Below are 16,838 nucleotides of genomic sequence, written 5' to 3'. Positions count from 1 at the left end.
CTACGACGACAACCGGATCAAGGGCTTCAGCCTGACCCACCTGTCCGGCGCGGGTTGCTCCACCTACCAGGACGTGCCGATCATGCCGTTCCCGGGCGAGGTCACCACCTCGCCCGCGACCGACCCGAACCGGTACGTCTCCCGGTTCTCCCACGCCGGGGAGACGGTCAGCCCCGGCCGGTACGGCGTCACCCTGGACTCCGGCGCCCGGGTGGACCTGTCGGTCACCCAGCGGACCGGCATCGGGCGGTTCACCTTCCCGGCCGGCTCCCCGGCGACCGTGCTGGTCAACACCTCCGGGTCGATCGCGGGCGCGGACGACGCCGAGACGACGATCGGGCCGAACTGGATCGCCGGCTGGGTGACCAGCGGCCGGTTCTGCGGCGTCGACCACCGCTACCGGCTGTACTTCCGGGCCGAGTTCGACCGGCCGTTCGCCGCGTTCGGCACCTGGAAGAACGGGTCGGTCACGCCCGGCTCCACCGGCGAGCGCGGCGGCGCCGACCCCAAGGTGGACCTGGCGGCGGTGAACGCGCCGAAGACCGCGACGGCCGCCGCCGCGCCGCGGCGCCGGGCGGGGATCGCCGACACCACCGTCGCCGGCCCGGGCACCGGCGGGTACGTCACGTTCGACCCGCTGGCCGGGTCGACCGTCGAGGTCCGCGTCGGACTGTCCTTTGTGTCCACCGACGGTGCGCGGCGCAACCTGCGGTCGGAGAGCGGCACGAAACCGTTCGACCGCATCGCTTCCGACGCGCGAGCCGCGTGGAACACGCAGCTGGGCCGGATCCGGGTGACCGGCGGCACCGACGCCGAGCGCACCACCTTCTACACCGCGCTCTACCACACCCTGTTGCAGCCCAACGTGTTCTCCGACGCCGACGGACGCTACATCGGCTTCGACGGGCGGATCCGCACCGCCGAACGCGGGCATGCCGTCTACACCAACTTCTCCGGCTGGGACACCTACCGCTCGCAGATGCAGCTGCTGTCGCTGATCGCGCCCGACGAGGCCGCCGACGTGGTGCGGTCGATGATGCTCTACGCCGAGCAGGGCGGCGCGTGGGACCGCTGGACCGTGGCCAACGACTTCACCGGCGTGATGGTCGGCGACCCCTACCACGTCATGGTGGCCAGCGCGTATGCCTTCGGGGCGCGGAACTTCGACGCGAACAAGGCGCTGCTGCTGATGCTGCGCGGGGCCACCCAACCCACCCAGGGCTACCAGGAGCGGCCTGGCCTGCCCGAGTACCAGAGCCTGGGTTACGTGCCGATGGGTGCGCGGGACGTGTGGGGCCCGGCGGCCACCACGCTGGAGTACACCACCGCCGACTTCGCCATCGCCGACCTGGCCCGCAGGCTCGGCGACGGCGCCACCTGGACCACGTTCATGAACCGGGCGCAGTACTGGCAGAACCTGTACAACCCGGCCAGCGGCTACCTGCAGCCGCGCAACCGGGACGGGTCGTTCGTCGAACCGTTCCGGCCGGAGCGCGGCGAGGGCTGGGTCGAGGGCAACGGCGCGCAGTACAACTGGATGGTGCCGTACAACCCGCGCGGCCTGTTCACCGCGATGGGCGGCAACGCGGCGGTGACCGAGCGGCTGGACACCTTCTTCACCGAGCTGAACGCCGGCACCGATGCGCCCTACGCCTTCATCGGCAACGAGCCGAACATGCACACGCCCTGGCTCTACGACTACGCCGGCGCTCCGTACAAGACGCAGGCGCTGACCCGGCGGATGCAGCGCGAACTGTTCAAGCCAGGCCCGGACGGCCTGGTCGGCAACGACGACCTCGGGCAGATGTCGGCGCTGTACGTGTGGTCCGCGCTGGGCATGTACCCGGTGGTCCCGGGCCGGGCCGAACTGGTGCTGAACAGCCCGGTCTTCCGGGCGGCCGTGATCACCCGGCCGAACGGCGTCACGCTGACCATCCGGGCGCCGGCCGCCGCGGCGGGCGTCCCGTACGTCACCGGGCTGACCGTGAACGGCGTCGCCTGGAACCGGCCCTGGCTGCCCGAGTCGTTCGTGACCGGTGGCGGCACGGTCGACTTCCAGCTGTCCGCCACGCCGGACCCGGCCTGGGGCGCGGCTCAGGCGGACGCGCCACCGTCCTTCCGGGACGGCGAGGTCGGCCAGCGCGGCTACGTCGAGCCGAGCCGGCTGGTCGTCGCGGCCGGCGGGTCCGCCGGGTTCGCGGTGGGAGCACAGGACTTCACCGGCTCCGGCGCGATCGTGCGGTGGTCCGCCGCGCCGCCGCCCGGCATCCGGGTCAGCCCGGTGAGCGGGGAGCTCACCGTGCCGGCCGGGGCGAAGACCACCGCGCCGCTCACCGTGGCGGTCGATGCCGGCGTCGGGCAGAGCACCTACCGGGTTCCGGTCACCTTCACCGGTCCGGGCGGCACCGCCCTGGCCGGCGCGGTGCTCCAGGTGCTGGTGGCCGAACCGGGCAGCCTGCGGGCGGCGTTCGACAACACCGGGGTCTCGCCGGACGAGGACATGTCGGTGGCCAACTTCGACCTGGTCGGCTGGAGCTACTCGGCCACCGCGCTGGCCGCGGCCGGGGTGCGCCCGGGACAACCCGTCGTGGTGGACGGGATCGCGCACGCCCTGCCGGCGATCCCGGCCGGCGAGGCGGACAACGTGATGGCCGCCGGCCAGACCGTGAACCTGCCCGGCACACCGGCCGGCGCCACCCGGCTGGCCCTGCTGGGCGCGGCGACCAGCGGGCGGGCCAGCGGTGCGCTGGTGATCCGCTACACCGACGGAAGCACGCAGACCGCGCAGATCGGGTTCTCGGACTGGACCCTCGGCGGTGGGGGTGACCCGGTCTCGTTCGACAACCAGGTGGTGGCCCGGATGCCGTACCGCAACGCGGTGAGCGGCACCCCGCAGCAGATCGGCACCTACCTTTTCGCAACCGTGCCGATCGAACTGCAGGCCGGCAAACAGGTCGCCGCCGTGACGCTGCCGGCCACTGTGGAAGGTGGCACCCTGCACGTTTTCGCGATCACCGCGGGTTGAGGCGGAACGCCGGAGCCAGCGAACATCCCGCGGTCGGCGCGGTCCGGCGGGTAGGGTTACGCGTCGTGACCACAACGGGGGTCGCGGCCATTGCCGCGACGGACATCCACAAGTCGTACGGCACGCTCAAAGCCGTCGACGGGGTGTCGTTCGAGGTCGCCGAGGGGGAGTTCTTCGGAATCCTCGGCCCGAACGGCGCCGGAAAGACGACCATTCTGGAAATCGTCGAAGGGCTGCGGGAGCCCGACGCCGGCCAGGTGCGACTGCTCGGGGAGTCGCCGTGGCCGCGCCGCATCGGGCTGCTGCCCCGGATCGGCGTGCAGCTGCAGGCGTCGTCGTTCTTCGAGAAGCTCACCGCGCGGGAGCAGTTGGAGACCTTCGGCTCGCTCTACGGGGTCGGCGCGGCCCGGGTGCAGGACATGCTGGAGCTGGTGGGCCTGGCCGACAAGGCGAACACCCGCGAGGACAAGCTCTCCGGCGGACAGCGCCAGCGGCTGTCCATCGCGTGCGCGCTGGTGCACGACCCGGACGTGGTGTTCCTCGACGAGCCGACCGCCGCGCTGGACCCGCAGGCCCGGCGCAACCTGTGGGACGTGCTGCGGGCGATCCAGGCCCGGGGCAAGACGATCCTCTACACCACGCACTACCTGGACGAGGCGGAGATCCTCTGTGACCGGGTGGCGATCATGGACGACGGCCGGATCCTCGCGCTGGACTCGCCGGCCAAGCTGGTTCGCGGGCTGGACGCGCCGACCCGGGTGCTGCTCGAACCGGGTGCGCTGACCGAGGCGGAGGCCACCGGGCTGCCCGGCGCCGACGAGGTGCACAGCGACGAGTCGTCGCTGACCATCACCACCCGCGAGCCGGCCAAGCTGCTCTCCGCCCTGGCCGAGCGGGGCAGCCTCGCCGGCCTGCAGGTGCGCACGGCCACGTTGGAGGACGTCTTCCTGTCGTTGACCGGACGGGAGTATCGGGCATGAGTGAGCGAGCTTGCGAGCGAACCATTGGACACTGCACCGCCGCCGAGCCTGCGAGGCGACGGGCCAGCGGGTACCGAGCTTGCGAGGTGCCCGCATGAGCGCCTTCAAGAGCCTGTCCATGGCCATGCTCAAGGGGTTCTACCGGGACAAGGCCACGCTGTTCTTCACCTTCGTCTTCCCGCTGATGTTCCTCGTGGTGTTCGGGTTGATCTTCCGGGACGCCGGCTCGGAGAAGATCGACATCGGGGTGGTCGGCAATGGCAAGGTGATCGCGACGCTCGAGCAGTCCGGCCTGGCCGACCTGCAGCGGTTCGACAACCTGGACGCGGCCGTGCAGGAGGTGCGCGCCGGCAACCTGCCGGCCGTCGTCATCGAGCAGGGCGACCAGATCACGCTGCGGTACGCGGCCAGTGACCAGACCCAGTCCCGCATCGTGAGCGGACTGCTGGACGGCGTGGTCGGTGCCGTCAACCAGGCGGAGACCGGCCAGCAGCCGCGCTACCTGGTGCGGGCCGACCAGGTGGAGGACTCCTCGCTCAAGGCGATCCAGTACCTCACCCCGGGGATCATGTCCTGGGGCATCGCGATCACCGCGGTCTTCGGCTCGGCGCTGACCCTGGTGTCCTGGCGCAAGAAGCAGGTGCTGCGCCGGCTGCGGCTCGCTCCGGTCGGGGTGAACACGCTGCTCACCTCACGGGTCACGGTGACGATCGCGATCGCCATCGTGCAGGCCGTGATCTTCATCGGCGTCGGTCTGCTTCCGGTCTTCGGCCTGCAGCTCACCGGCACCTGGTGGCTGTCGATCCCGGTGTTCCTGTGCGGTGTGCTGGCGTTCTTCTCGATCGGCATGGTGGTCGGGGCGTTCGCCAAGACCGAGGAGGCGGCCACCGCCGCGGCCAACGTGATCGTGCTGCCGATGGCGTTCCTGTCCGGGACGTTCTTCCCGATCGACCAGGCGCCGGAGTGGGTGCGCAACGTGTCCAACGTCTTCCCGTTGCGGCATCTCAACGACGGCGTGATGGACTTCATGGTGCGCGGCAAGGCGGTCGACGCGCTGCTGGTGCCGTGCGCGGTGCTGCTCGGCTTCACTCTGGTCATGGGCCTGATCGCCGCCCGGGTGTTCCGCTGGGAGGACAGCTAGGAGGCCGGCCGCGCGGTCGCGGCCGGCCCCACCCCCAGTAGGTCAGCCGTTGGGGATGGCCTCCTCGGCGTCGAACCACGTGTCCGGATCGGCGAAATCGGCGACCGGTGTGATGGACTGCATGATCCGCAGCAGCTCCGCCTTGGTCAGCCCGGTGACGCGCACGCGGACGCCGAACGACCCGAAGTTCACGCCAACCCAGTCCGTCTTCGGCTCGCCCAGCCGGTCGGGCACCGTCACCGCTCCGGGGCCGAGCGCGGTTTCGCCGACCGGCAACTGGCCCGTGAGATTCGGTCCCGCTTCGATGTTGATATCGCCCGCGGCCGGCCAGCCCAGCTCGACCATCCGGGGCGTTCCCCGCGCGTCGAGAGCCAGGTTCGCGGAACGCGGTCGCACCCCGGCCGGGAGGTAGCCGACCCGGAACGGAATCAGCAGCGGCGTGGTGCGGTCGAACCGCACGGCCTCGGCGATCCGCCGTTGGTTCGCCTTGAGCTGCTCCGGTGGCAGCTGGTGGGGCGGCGACATCTTCATGTCGACCGCGGTGGCCCAGGCGTTGTCGGCGTACTCCCAGGCGATGGTGGGATACCCCATTTCGGTTTCGCACTGGCACGGCAGGTCCGGGCGGAAGTAGCCGGTCCTGCCGTGCACTTCGACGGGCTCGCCGGTCCGGGCCTCGGACGGGTCGAAGGCGCCAGGGGCGTACACCGTGATGATGTCGTTGTTGATGGTGCCGGCGGCGTCGTTGAGCGTCACCCGCTGTTTGGTCGCGTCCCGGGCCAGATGGCGCACGGTCTTGCCGGCAATGGGGTCGACGGCGAAGGTGAGGCGCAGCGGTGCCGCCGGTGGCGCGGCCGGCGTCTGGTGGTCCTCGGTCAGGTTCGTCACCACGAGCGCGGTCGCGGCGATCGCGACGGTGGTCACCACGGCGGCGGCCATGCCCAGGGCGGTGCGGCGCACCGTTCGGCGCCGGGCCAACCGGTCCAGGCCGGCCAGCGTGCCCGACAGCTCGGGCGCCTCGCGTTCCACGTCGCCGAACACGGCGCGCAGGTCATCCTCGGTGTACATCAGCGCAACTCCTTGGCTGCTTGGGGCGCCGGCCGCAGTTCGATGCGCAGTGTGGCCATTGCCCTGGACGCGTATCCGCGGACGGTGCCGGCCGTGCAGCCGAGCTCCTCCGCGATCTCGAGGTCGGACAGCCCGGCGTAGTAGCGCAGCACGAGCACGGCGCGCTGCCGGCGGGGCAGCTTGTCCAGCTCGGTGCGCAACGCGTCCCGCTCGGCGTGGACGCCTGCGTGGTCCTCGATGGCCGGTCCGGCAGGCGGATCGGCCTGCGGCACGACCCGGGACCATCGGCGCCGCCAGGACAGGTACTCGTTGGTGATCATGCGGCGGACGTAGTGCTCGGGCGAGTCGAGCGCACCGAGCTTGGTCCATCGCTGGTGGACCCGGAGCAGGACCTCCTGGACGATGTCCTCGGCCAGGCCGCGGTCTCCGGTCAGCACCACGGCGAACCGCAACAGCGCCGGAAGCTTGGCCGAGGCGAACTCCTGGAACGTCATGCAGCACCTCCGGTTCGAACCCTCCGGTGACTACACGCGCCAGTTCGCGAAAATGCTGTGCCCGGCTACGCCTCGGGTTCCGGGTCGGTGAAGTCGCCGACCGCCTTGCGCACCTTGGCGAGCAGTTCGGTGAGCTGCCCGGTCTGCCGTCCGGTCAGGCCGCGCATGCCGAAGTCGATCGCGGTCACCGCCGCCGTCGCCGCGGCCATCCGCTCGCGGCCGAGCTCGGTGATCTCGGCCAGCGTGGTGCGCCGGTCGGTCGGGTGCCGGGTGCGCTTGACCAGACCGTCGCCCTCCAGCCGGTCGACGATGTTGGTGACGCTGGTCGGGTGCAGCTGCAGGCGGTCGCCCATCACCCGCATCGGCAGGCTGCCGCGCTTGGAGAAAGTCAGCAGCACCAACGCCTCGTAGCGGGCGAAGGTGAGCCCGTGCGGACGCAATGCTGTGTCCACAGCGGACTGCAGCACCTGCTGGACGCGCATGATGCTGGTCACCGCCGCCATCGTGGCCGGCTCGCCGACCCGCTCCGCCCACAGCTCGGCTGCGCGCGCGATCGGATCGAACGGCAGTGGTCGTGGGCTCATGGGGCTTGAAATTACCAGTGGGTACCCACCAGGGTGCGTGCATGCTGATCGCGTTCAGTGTCAGCCCGCTGGGCGGCGAGTCCGAGAGTGTCGGCAGGGCGGTTGCCGACGCCATCCGGGTCGTCCGGGAGTCCGGGTTGCCCAATGAGACCTCCGCCATGTTCACCACCGTCGAAGGCGAGTGGGACGAGGTGATGGACGTCGTGCGGCGGGCTACCGAGGCGGTCGCGGCCCACGCCCCACGGGTCAGCCTGGTGCTCAAGGCAGACATCCGGCCCGGCCACACCGGGCAGTTGCGCGCCAAGGTGGAGCGGGTCGAGGAGTATCTCGCCGAGTAAGGCCCCGGTTAGAGGGAGCTCCCGGTGGGTGACCCGGGAGATCAACCGGTGTGGCCTGCTGGCCGGCCCGGTTACTGTGGCCGGCATGACCATCGATGCGCGGGCGATGTGGGTTCGGTTCGAGACCTATCACGACGTCACCTACTTCACGCCGGAGTCGCGGGCGGCCACCGACGAGCTCGGCTGCAAGGGCGGCTGGATGGGCTACTTCGGCATGCGGGCCGCGCCGCTCGGGGCCGCCTCGCCGGAACTGGTGGCCGCCACGTTCTACAACTTCCACCCGGCCAAGGTCGCCCGCGCGATCCCGGACGCCTGGCGGATCGCCGCGCCCGAGGAGTACCTGCGGGTGCGGCTGCTCGGCGCGGACCGCTCGATCCGTCGCATGCTGCCGGCCAGCATGCTGGAGAGCGCCGAACTGGCCGAGGCCGCCGTGCTGCTGCGGTCGGCCGCGGAGCACGCGCCGACCGCCGGGCGGCCGCTCGGCGCCGCCAACGCCGCGTTGGACTGGCCGACCGAACCGCACCTGGTGCTCTGGCAAGCGGCCACCCTGCTGCGCGAGTCGCGCGGCGACGGGCACGTGGCGGCGCTGGTGGCGGCCGGCCTCGACCCGTGCGAGACGCTGGTGATCTTCGGCGCGGACCGCGGGATCGACCCCGGCTACCTGCGGCTGGCCCGCGGCTGGTCCGAGGACGAATGGCAGCGGGCGCACCAGCGGCTGGTCGACCGGGATCTGATCACGCCGGCCGCGGAGCTGACCGACGCCGGCGCGGAGCTGCGCCGGTGGGTCGAGGAACGCACCGACGAGGGCGGAGCGCTGCCGTGGCAGGCCATCGGCGCCGACGCCACCGCCCGCACCGCCGCGCTGCTCACGCCGATCTCGCTTTCCCTCGCTCAGGCCAACTCCGCGATGGAGGTCAACCCGATGGCGCTGTCCCCGGTGGCCGAGTTGTCCCGGCCGATGGCCGAGAGGGCAGGCTGAGCTGCCCCAACTGTCACACGACCGCCGATGGCCGCCCCATCGGGCGATCAGCGAACGTTTCCGGCATGGAAGCGACATCTGAGTCAGGTCACGTTGACGACTGGCTGGCCGGGGCAATGATCGAGTTCGGTGGTGAGGCCGAGGAGCAGGCCGAGGTGGCCCTGGAGGGCATCCACTTCGACGACGACGAGCCGGCGCTGGCCTAGGAGGGGAAGGTCATGACGCCACCACGGCTGAAGTTCGACAGGGAAGAGCTCACGCTCACGCTCACCGGCATCGGCGCGGGCTGGACGTTCGAGCAGTTCGGCCACCTCAACCTGTTCGACGAGGCGAGCGTGCAGTTTCCGCACAACTGGTCGGAGGATCACATCCGGGTAGCGACCCAGGTGGTGCAGACCCAGTGGCGGCTGCGCAGCACCACCTACCTGGAGCAGTCGTTGCAGGCTGGGATCAGCTACAGCCTGGTCGACGGCGGCAGCGGCCAGATGTCCGCCGACACCCAGCTCATCGAGCACCTCATGCGCCGGCCACTGGTGAGCATGGACGGCATCCTGACGGTCAAGCTGGACGGCGAGGCCAGCGCGAGCGGTTACACCGGCGGGTTCTACGTCGGGCTGGGTATCCGCGGGCAGTTCTGAGGCGGGCCTGGGGATCCATGGGCAGGTCCCACCCTGGTCATGCCAGGATAGAAACCGTGACAAGGCCTGATCCACGTCAAACCGCGGCGCTGTCCGCCGCGCTGTCCCGGGCGGTTGACCTGTCCGCCATCAAGGCCAGGGCGGACGCCGCCGGCTCGGCACCGGCCCGGCCGGCCGCCGCGGCGCCCCGGCAGGGCGGCGCGGCGCCGTCCGGTCAGTTCGTCATCGACGTCACCGAGGCGACGTTCCAGGCCGAGGTGATCGAGCGTTCGCTGCAGGTGCCGGTGATCGTGGACCTGTGGGCGGAGTGGTGCGGGCCGTGCAAGCAGCTCTCGCCCGTGCTGGAGCGGCTGGCCGAGACGTACCGGGGCGCGTGGCTGCTCGCCAAGATCGACATCGACGCGAACCCGAGGATCGCGCAGCTGTTCGGCGTGCAGTCCATTCCGATGGTGGTGGCCATCGCCGGTGGGCAGCCGGTCGAGGCGTTCGCCGGGGCGCAGCCCGAGCCGCAGATCAGGCAGTGGCTCGACGGCCTGCTGGATGCTCTGCGGGACCGCATGCCGGGCATCCGGGCCGCCGAGAACGGCGTCGAGCCCGACGACGCCGAACCCGAGCCCGAGCCCGAGGACAAGCGGTTCGTCGCCGCCGAGGACGCGCTCAACCGGGGCGACTACCCCGCCGCCGAGACCGCCTACCAGGCGATCCTGGACAGCGAACCCGGCAACGAACTGGCCAAGGCCGCCCTGGCGCAGGTCCGCTTCCTGGCCCGCGCGGAGTCCACCGACCCGTCGGTGATCGTGCGCGCCGACACGTCCCCGGACGACCTCGACGCCCAGTTGGCCGCCGCCGACATCGAGCTCGCCCAGCAGCGCATCGAGCAGGCCTTCGCCCGCCTGGTGGGAGCGGTCCGCCGCACCACCGGCGACGACCGCGACAAGGCCCGCACCCACCTCGTCAGCCTCTTCGACCTCTTCGCCCCCGACGACCCCCGCGTCATGAAAGCCCGCCGCGACCTGGCCAGCGCCCTCTTCTAACCCCGCGAGTCCCACGTCCGGGTGGGGACTCGCCGGGCTGGAAGTGGGGACTCGCCGGGCTGGAAGTGGGGACTCGCGGGGTGGGGCGGTTAGCGGCCTAGTTGGGTGCAGCGGGCGGAGCCCTGGAAGTAGCCGACGCGGAAGGCTTCCACGCGGGCGAAGCCGATGACGGTCTGGTTGCCCTTGACGTCGGCGGCGATGAGGCTGTCGTCCTGCAGGAGTTCGGCGACGGCTTCGTCGAGGTCGCCAACGGCCAGGCGGATGGGCGGGCCGGGCTTGTCGACGAAGGCGGCCCAGGCGCCGGTCAGGCACGCGGTGCGCAGGCCGGCGTCCTCGCCCTCCAGGGGAGCGCCGAGTCCCTTCTGGACGGCCAGCACGTAGCGCGACGCGATCTCGGCGAACGCGGCGAAGTCACCGATGCCGGCGCCGTCGGCACCGGGCGTCTCGGCGCGCTTGGGCGGGGTGGCGATCTTCTCCAACTCGTCGATGTCGATGGCCACCACGTTCTCCTCCGGACAGTAGGTCGCGGGGGAGGTGGCCGTCCCGTCGTCGCACTTCCCGCCGTTGTCCCGGATCTCCGGCAGCGGCACGTTGTTGCTCTGGAAGGCCTGCTCCAGACTCTTCTGGAACGCCTCGAACACCTCCTTGCGCGCGATCGGCGCCTCACCCTGGTAGGCCTCGTCGGTCTCGCTGCGCTTCTTCTCGGCGATCCGCTTGTTGATCTCTTCGGAGTCCATCTCGGCGCACCGGCGCGGGCCCTTGGTGTAGCCCTCCTGGAAGGCGAAGACCCGGTCGAACGCCAGGCCGTGGGCGCCGCGGGTGCTGGCGGAGAGCCCGGCCGGGTCGCGGATGAAGAACATCGTCGCCAGCACGAGGTTGAGGCCCTCGCCGCTGTTGAGCTGGAAGTGCTTGGACTTGCCGTCGGCGACGTAGGCGAAGAAGTTGCCGGCGTAGCAGTCGGCCTGCTGCTCCTTGACGATCGTCGGCGTGGTCTGGTCGATGTTGCTCTTCTCCAGCAGCCGGAACTGGATCGCGTGGCCCATCTCGTGGGCCAGCACGGTGACCACCGCCATCGGCCCGAACTGCTTGTTCAGCATCGGCAGCAACTGCCCGCGGTCCCAGGCGATGCTGTCGTCCTGGCCGCAGTAGAAGGCGTTGATCAGCTTGGCCGTGCTCTGCTGGCAGATCTTGACCGCGGTGCCCTCCGAGTCGTAGGAGACCAGCCGCTTGAGCGGCTCGAACTTCGTCCCGTCGAAGTTCGCCGGCAGTTGCTCGGTCCAGTACTCGTAGATGTCGGACACGGCGTTGATGGCCAGCTTGTCCATCTCGCCGCCGTCGCCGTTCTCGAAGGCGAGGTCCGCGTCCGGCACGCCCTCCCGGGGACCGGTGGGCCCGTCGGTGACCGGTTTGCCGCCCACGCTGCGGGTGTCGATCTCACCTACCGCGCGGGCGTTGCCGGCCACCGGTGTGGCACAGCCCGCCACCGGCAGGACCGTGACCAGGGTCGCTGCCAGCGCGATGGCCAGCCGTAACGCGCTCGTCCGCAATGCTCGTCCTTCCGTGTGCGCTGCCCGAACCCTAACGGGCGACCGCGCGCGCATCAGCTCACACTGCAGGCCGGCGCGCCGCCGACCGCGCCGGACCGGAACACCGAGACCCGCTCATAGCCGGCGCCGATCGCCTTGCCGGCGCCGTCCCGCCCGGCGTAGTCGTACTGCAGCAGTACCTGTACCGCCTCGTCGAGGTCGCCGGGGGACAGGAAGAAGCCGGAGGTTCGCGTGATCAACTGGCCGGTGTACGCGCCGGCCAGGCAGAGCACCTGCCGCTGGGCGTCGGCACCGTCGAGCGGCTTACCCAGCGCGGAGACCGCCGCCAGGCCGAACCGGCTGGCCAGGATCGTGCCGGTGGCGTAGTCCCCGATCTCGGAGTGCAGGTCGGCGAGCTTGTCCTTGGCCACCTTGACCTCGCCGCCGCCGGCCGGGCTCGGGCAGAACGCGATCGGCCCCTGGTCGTTGCCGGCGCAGTCCACGTTCGCCTCGCCGGTCTGCGGGGTCAGGTTGGTCCACCGCTTGCCGGCCTGCGTGACCGTGGTGTTGAAGAACGAGTTGAGGTCCTCGGTCATCGACTTGACCAGCTGGTCGAACGGGAGGTTGCCGCCCCGCTCGGCGTCCCCGGCGTCGGTGAAGCCGCGCAGCGTGAACTTGCGGTTGGCCACGCTCATGTCGGCGCACAGCTTGAGGCCCTGGTCGTAGCCGTCCTGGAAGGCCGACACCCGGTCGAAGGCGTCGCCGTGCGCGCCCTTGTCGCCCTGGTCGGTGCCGATCGGGTCGCGGAAGGTGATCAGGGACTCCAGCGCGGAGTCCAGCCGGTCCTTGCCGACCTGAAGGTGCGCCGCCTTGCCGTCGGCCACCCAGCGCACGAACGACCCGGCGTAGCAGTCGGCCTGGGCCTCGACCAGGATCGTCGGGTACTTGTCCGGGTTGCTGCGCTGCTCGGCCACGGTCAGCCCGGCGCGGCGCTGCACCGCGTGTCCCATCTCGTGGGCCAGCACCAGCATGACCGAAGCCTCACCGAACCGGTCGCGCAGCACCGGCAGCAGGGCCGAGCGGTCCCAGGCGATCACGTCCTCGGTCGGGCAGTAGAACGCGTTGCCCTCGACGTCGATGGACCGGCGGGCGCACGGCGGCGCCTCGCTCTTCGCCCTGGCGGTGTCCACCGAGTAGAACCCGCCGGTCAGGTCCTTCCACTCGGTGCCGAAGGTGGCCGGGAAGTTCTGCCGCCAGTAGTCCATGACATCGGTCACCACGGTCGCGGCCAACCGGTCGATCTCGCTGCCGTCGGTGTCGTGCACGAACGACGGGTCCACGCCCGGGGTGTTCGGGTCGTGCTTGGTCACCACCGAGCCGGTGCCGACCGGGCTGCCTGTCACCGACGTGGTGCAGGCGGCGGCAGTCGACGCGACCACGAGCAGGATGACGAGTCCGACGATGCGCACGTCCTCCAGTGTGCCTGCCCGGCCTGCCCCGTGTGGCCGCATCGCGTGATTGACCCGGGACCGGCAGGCCGGCGCATCACTCCGGGACCAGCCAGATCACCCCCTGCGGCGGGAGCTGAACCAGCGCGGAGGCCGGCCGGCCGTGCCACGGGTGGCGTTCGGCCTCGACGGCGCCCAGGTTGCCGACCCCGGAGCCGCCGTAGCTCTCCGCGTCGGTGTTGAGGATCTCCCGCCAGCGCCCGGCCCAGGTGAGCCCGACCCGGTAGTCGTGCCGCGGGACGCCGGAGAAGTTGACGATGCAGGCCAGCTCGGCGCCCGGCTGTTCGGGCGCGAGGCGCAGGAAGCTCGCCACGTTGTTGCCCGAGTCGTTGGCGTCGATCCAGGAGAAGCCCTCGGGGCGGGTGTCGGCCGCGTAGAGCGCGGGCTGGGCGCGGTAGACGGCGTTGAGGTCGGCGACCAGGCGGCGGATCCCGTCGTGCCGGGGGTCGGAGAGCAGCTCCCAGTCCAGCGAGCGGCCCTCCGACCACTCGCCGACCTGGCCGAACTCGCCGCCCATGAACAGCAGCTGCTTGCCAGGGTGGGCCCACATGTAGGCGAGCAGCGCGCGCAGGCCGGCGGCCTTGTTCCAGTCGTCACCCGGCATCCGGCCCCACAGCGAGCCCTTGCCGTGCACCACCTCGTCGTGCGAGAGCGGCAGGATGAAGTTCTCGCTCCAGGCGTACATCAGCGAGAAGGTCAGCTCGTTGTGGTGGTAGGAGCGGTGCACCGGATCGTGGCCGGCGTAGCGCAGCGTGTCGTGCATCCAGCCCATGTTCCATTTGAAGCCGAACCCCAGTCCGCCGACCCGGGTGGGGCGGGTCACCCCTGGCCAGGACGTCGACTCCTCGGCGATCATGATGGTGCCGCCGTGGTGCTTGTAGACGGTGGCGTTGAGCTCCTGCAGGAACTGCACCGCGTCCAGGTTCTCCCGGCCGCCGTGCGGGTTGGGCAGCCACTGGCCTTCCTCGCGGGAGTAGTCGAGGTAGAGCATCGAGGCGACCGCGTCCACCCGCAGCCCGTCGATGTGGAACTGGTCGATCCAGTACAGCGCGTTGGCGACCAGGAAGTTGCGCACCTCGTTGCGGCCGAAGTCGAACACCAGCGTGCCCCAGTCGGGGTGCTCGCCGCGGCGGGGGTCGGCGTGCTCGTAGAGCGGGGTGCCGTCGAACCGGGCCAGCGCCCAGTCGTCCTTCGGGAAGTGCGCGGGCACCCAGTCCATGATCACGCCGATGTCGCGCTGGTGCAGCGCGTCGACGAAGTGACGGAACTCGTCCGGGGTGCCGAACCGGGCGGTCGGCGCGTAGTAGGAGGTGACCTGGTAGCCCCACGAGCCGCCGAACGGGTGCTCGGCCACCGGCATCAGCTCGACGTGGGTGAAGCCGTTCTCGGCCAGGTAGTCGCCGAGTTGGTCGGCCAGCTCGCGGTAGCCAAGGCCCTGCCGCCAGGAACCCAGGTGCACCTCGTAGATGCTCATCGGCGAGGCGTACCAGTTGGTGGTGTCCCGCCGGCTCAGCCAGGCGTTGTCCTGCCACTGGTACTGGGGGGTGCTCACCACCGACGCGGTCGCCGGGGGGATCTCGGTGGCGAAGGCCATCGGGTCGGCCCGCTCGTGCCAGCGGCCGTCCTTGCCCAGCACACGGAACTTGTACCGGGTGCCGGCCGGCAGGCCCGGGATGAACAGCTCCCACACGCCGGAGGAGCCCAGCGAGCGCATCGGGTTGGCCCGGCCGTCCCACCCGTCGAAGTCGCCGGTCACCCGCACGCCGTGGGCGTTGGGCGCCCACACCGCGAACGAGGTGCCCTCGACCTTTCCGGTCGGGGTGTCGTAGGCGCGGACCCGGGCGCCGAGCACCTCCCAGAGCCGCTCGTGGCGGCCCTCGGCGAACAGATGCAGGTCCAGCTCGCCCAAGGTGGGCAGCCAGCGGTACGGGTCGTCGACCAGCACCGGGTCGCCGCCGTAGTCGATCTCGAGCAGGTAGGAGCCCGGGTTCTCGGACAGCTCGGCGACGAACAGGCCGTCGCCGGCGTGTTCCAGCGGGAAGCGCCGCTCACCGGCAAGTAACGTGACGGTCTTGGCTTCCGGGCGCAGTGCCCGGGCGATCGTCCGGTCGCCCTTGACGTGCACGCCCAGCACCGAGTGTGGATCGTGGTGGGCGCCGGACAGCAGGCGCTCAAGATCGCCGGGAGCGGGCAGTGCCGGGTGCAGGCCTTGCTTCTTCACTCGGCTTATTCTGCCGCCCGCACCAGGGATTCGCCGAACGCCGCCCCCTTCGCCCGCGAGTCCCCATCTCGGGACGGGCGAGTCCCCATTTGGGGTGGGTCAGCCGCCGGCGATGTAGGACTCGAGTTGTTCGCGGTCGCTTTCGAGCTCGGTGATGCGGCTCTTGACCACGTCGCCGATGCTGACGATGCCGGCCAGGCTGCCGTCCTGCAGGACCGGCATGTGGCGGATGCGGCGCTCGGTCATCGTGGCGGCGAGGCTGTCCACACTGTCGGTGGGCAGGCAGGTGACCACCGAGGTGGTCATGATGTCGGCGACCCGGACGTCGAGCAGGTTGGCGCCGCGCTCATGCAGTTGGCGGACGACGTCGCGTTCGGACACGATGCCGACCACCTGCCCGTCGTCCAGCACGACCATGGCGCCGACGTTGTGCCGGGCGAGCTCCCCGGCCAGACCCGCGACCGATAGTCCGGGTTCCACCGTCGCCACGGTGGAACCCTTGCCGCGCAGCACATCCGAGATCCGCATCTGGACACCCCGATCAAGTCCGTCGCAGTTACCGGCCGTGTCGATCAGGTTAACCAGCCGGTCCGAGTTTCGGATAGTCACCGATGGGCGATTTTGTTTCACGCCACCCGGAAGGACTCCCTACGGATAGCAACGAGCGGGATCGCCAGCCAGTCCGGCCGGTTGTGGTGCTCGTAGGCCACCTCGTAAACCGCCTTGTCCAGCTCGAACGCGCGCAGCAGCCGGTCCTGTTCGCGGGGGTCCCCGGCCACCCGGGCGTAGCCCTCGCAGAACGCGCTGCGATTGCGGTCCGACCACTCGGTCGCCCTGGTCAGCAACTGGCGGTCCTCTTCGGTGCCGGCCAGCAGATGAAACGCCGCGTAGTCGAACGAGCGCAGCATGCCGGCCACGTCCCGCAGCGGGGAGCGGGGCAGCCGCCGCTGGGCCGGGACCGTCGCCGGCTCGCCCTCGAAGTCGATGAGCACCCAGCCCAGCGTGCTGCGCAGCACCTGACCGAGGTGCAGGTCGCCGTGCACCTGCTGCACGGTCACCGGGTAGGACACCGACCGCACCTCCTCGAACGCCGCGCGCAGCACCTCCGCGTGCTCCTGCAACTCCGGCACCTCGGCCAGCACCGTGTCCAGCCGGGTGTGCATGGCGTCCACCTCGGCGCCGATCACCTCCGGCCCGACCTGCTCACTGCCCAGCACCTTGGCGAGGTCGGCGTGCACCTCGGCGACGGCCATGCCCAGCCGCGCCGCCTCGCCGGCGAAGTCGCCGCCCACCTCGTCGGCGTGC

The 16,838-nt window shown here is 70.8% G+C and carries 15 protein-coding genes and 1 pseudogene; 8 read left to right on the top strand and 8 right to left on the bottom strand.

Annotation, left to right across the window (positions count from 1 at the left end):
- The 3 genes from VFO68_RS30290 to VFO68_RS30280 all read left to right on the top strand — a co-directional run.
- The coding region (locus VFO68_RS30290) for a GH92 family glycosyl hydrolase (protein WP_325161827.1) at nt 1–3,025 on the top strand (3,025 nt) is incomplete at its 5' end.
- Nucleotides 3,026–3,090: 65 nt separating this feature from the next.
- Entirely contained in the window at nt 3,091–4,005 is a 915-nt protein-coding gene (locus VFO68_RS30285; protein ID WP_325161826.1) for an ABC transporter ATP-binding protein, read from the top strand.
- A 94-nt stretch (nt 4,006–4,099) separates the two neighbouring features.
- On the top strand, nt 4,100–5,146 hold the full coding sequence (locus tag VFO68_RS30280) for an ABC transporter permease (RefSeq protein ID WP_325161825.1): 1,047 nt from the start codon (nt 4,100–4,102) through the stop codon (nt 5,144–5,146).
- Nucleotides 5,147–5,188: 42 nt separating this feature from the next.
- Here the strand turns inward: VFO68_RS30280 and VFO68_RS30275 are convergent, their stop codons facing one another.
- The 3 genes from VFO68_RS30275 to VFO68_RS30265 form a co-directional block, all read right to left on the bottom strand.
- Nucleotides 5,189–6,211, bottom strand: a complete 1,023-nt coding sequence (locus VFO68_RS30275; protein WP_325161824.1) for a hypothetical protein — start codon at nt 6,209–6,211, stop codon at nt 5,189–5,191.
- Nucleotides 6,211–6,705 (bottom strand): SigE family RNA polymerase sigma factor, encoded by a 495-nt coding sequence (locus tag VFO68_RS30270; protein WP_325161823.1) that lies wholly within the window; start codon nt 6,703–6,705, stop codon nt 6,211–6,213. Before VFO68_RS30270 ends, VFO68_RS30275 begins: the two co-directional genes overlap by 1 nt.
- A gap of 65 nt (nt 6,706–6,770) precedes the next feature.
- Nucleotides 6,771–7,289: a MarR family transcriptional regulator gene (locus VFO68_RS30265; RefSeq protein WP_325161822.1), complete on the bottom strand. Its 519-nt coding sequence runs from the start codon at nt 7,287–7,289 to the stop codon at nt 6,771–6,773.
- Nucleotides 7,290–7,330: 41 nt separating this feature from the next.
- Between VFO68_RS30265 and VFO68_RS30260 the strand changes: the two genes are divergently transcribed.
- From VFO68_RS30260 to VFO68_RS30240, 5 genes are all read left to right on the top strand, one after another.
- Nucleotides 7,331–7,627 carry an MTH1187 family thiamine-binding protein gene (locus VFO68_RS30260; RefSeq protein WP_325161821.1) on the top strand — a complete coding sequence of 99 codons (297 nt, stop codon included), beginning with the start codon at nt 7,331–7,333 and terminating at the stop codon, nt 7,625–7,627.
- Nucleotides 7,628–7,712: 85 nt separating this feature from the next.
- The gene (locus VFO68_RS30255) at nt 7,713–8,606 is read left to right on the top strand and encodes an SCO6745 family protein (RefSeq protein WP_325161820.1); all 894 of its coding nucleotides are present in this window, start codon (nt 7,713–7,715) and stop codon (nt 8,604–8,606) included.
- 65 nt (nt 8,607–8,671) lie between these two features.
- A complete protein-coding gene (locus VFO68_RS30250; protein WP_325161819.1) occupies nt 8,672–8,812 on the top strand; it encodes a hypothetical protein in 141 nt (46 codons plus the stop codon).
- A 12-nt stretch (nt 8,813–8,824) separates the two neighbouring features.
- Nucleotides 8,825–9,244 carry a hypothetical protein gene (locus tag VFO68_RS30245; RefSeq protein WP_325161818.1) on the top strand — a complete coding sequence of 140 codons (420 nt, stop codon included), beginning with the start codon at nt 8,825–8,827 and terminating at the stop codon, nt 9,242–9,244.
- 56 nt (nt 9,245–9,300) lie between these two features.
- The gene (locus VFO68_RS30240; RefSeq protein WP_325161817.1) at nt 9,301–10,278 is read left to right on the top strand and encodes a tetratricopeptide repeat protein; all 978 of its coding nucleotides are present in this window, start codon (nt 9,301–9,303) and stop codon (nt 10,276–10,278) included.
- 89 nt (nt 10,279–10,367) lie between these two features.
- Here VFO68_RS30240 and VFO68_RS30235 read toward each other — a convergent pair whose 3' ends face one another.
- The 5 genes and pseudogenes from VFO68_RS30235 to VFO68_RS30215 form a co-directional block, all read right to left on the bottom strand.
- The gene (locus VFO68_RS30235) at nt 10,368–11,825 is read right to left on the bottom strand and encodes a neutral zinc metallopeptidase (protein WP_325161816.1); all 1,458 of its coding nucleotides are present in this window, start codon (nt 11,823–11,825) and stop codon (nt 10,368–10,370) included.
- A 53-nt stretch (nt 11,826–11,878) separates the two neighbouring features.
- The gene (locus VFO68_RS30230; RefSeq protein WP_325161815.1) at nt 11,879–13,315 is read right to left on the bottom strand and encodes a neutral zinc metallopeptidase; all 1,437 of its coding nucleotides are present in this window, start codon (nt 13,313–13,315) and stop codon (nt 11,879–11,881) included.
- A 34-nt stretch (nt 13,316–13,349) separates the two neighbouring features.
- On the bottom strand, nt 13,350–15,533 hold the full coding sequence (gene glgB / locus VFO68_RS30225; RefSeq protein ID WP_325161814.1) for a 1,4-alpha-glucan branching protein GlgB: 2,184 nt from the start codon (nt 15,531–15,533) through the stop codon (nt 13,350–13,352).
- Nucleotides 15,534–15,632: 99 nt separating this feature from the next.
- A complete protein-coding gene (locus VFO68_RS30220; RefSeq protein WP_325161813.1) occupies nt 15,633–16,061 on the bottom strand; it encodes a CBS domain-containing protein in 429 nt (142 codons plus the stop codon).
- A 98-nt stretch (nt 16,062–16,159) separates the two neighbouring features.
- Nucleotides 16,160–16,838, bottom strand: a pseudogene (locus tag VFO68_RS30215) (aminoglycoside phosphotransferase); the annotation flags it as partial.

Source organism: Actinophytocola sp. (genome assembly GCF_035712165.1).
Taxonomy (GTDB): Bacteria; Actinomycetota; Actinomycetes; order Mycobacteriales; family Pseudonocardiaceae; genus DASYTH01.
Note: the sequence above shows the minus strand (reverse complement) of the source record. Positions and strands in the feature narration are given on the sequence as shown.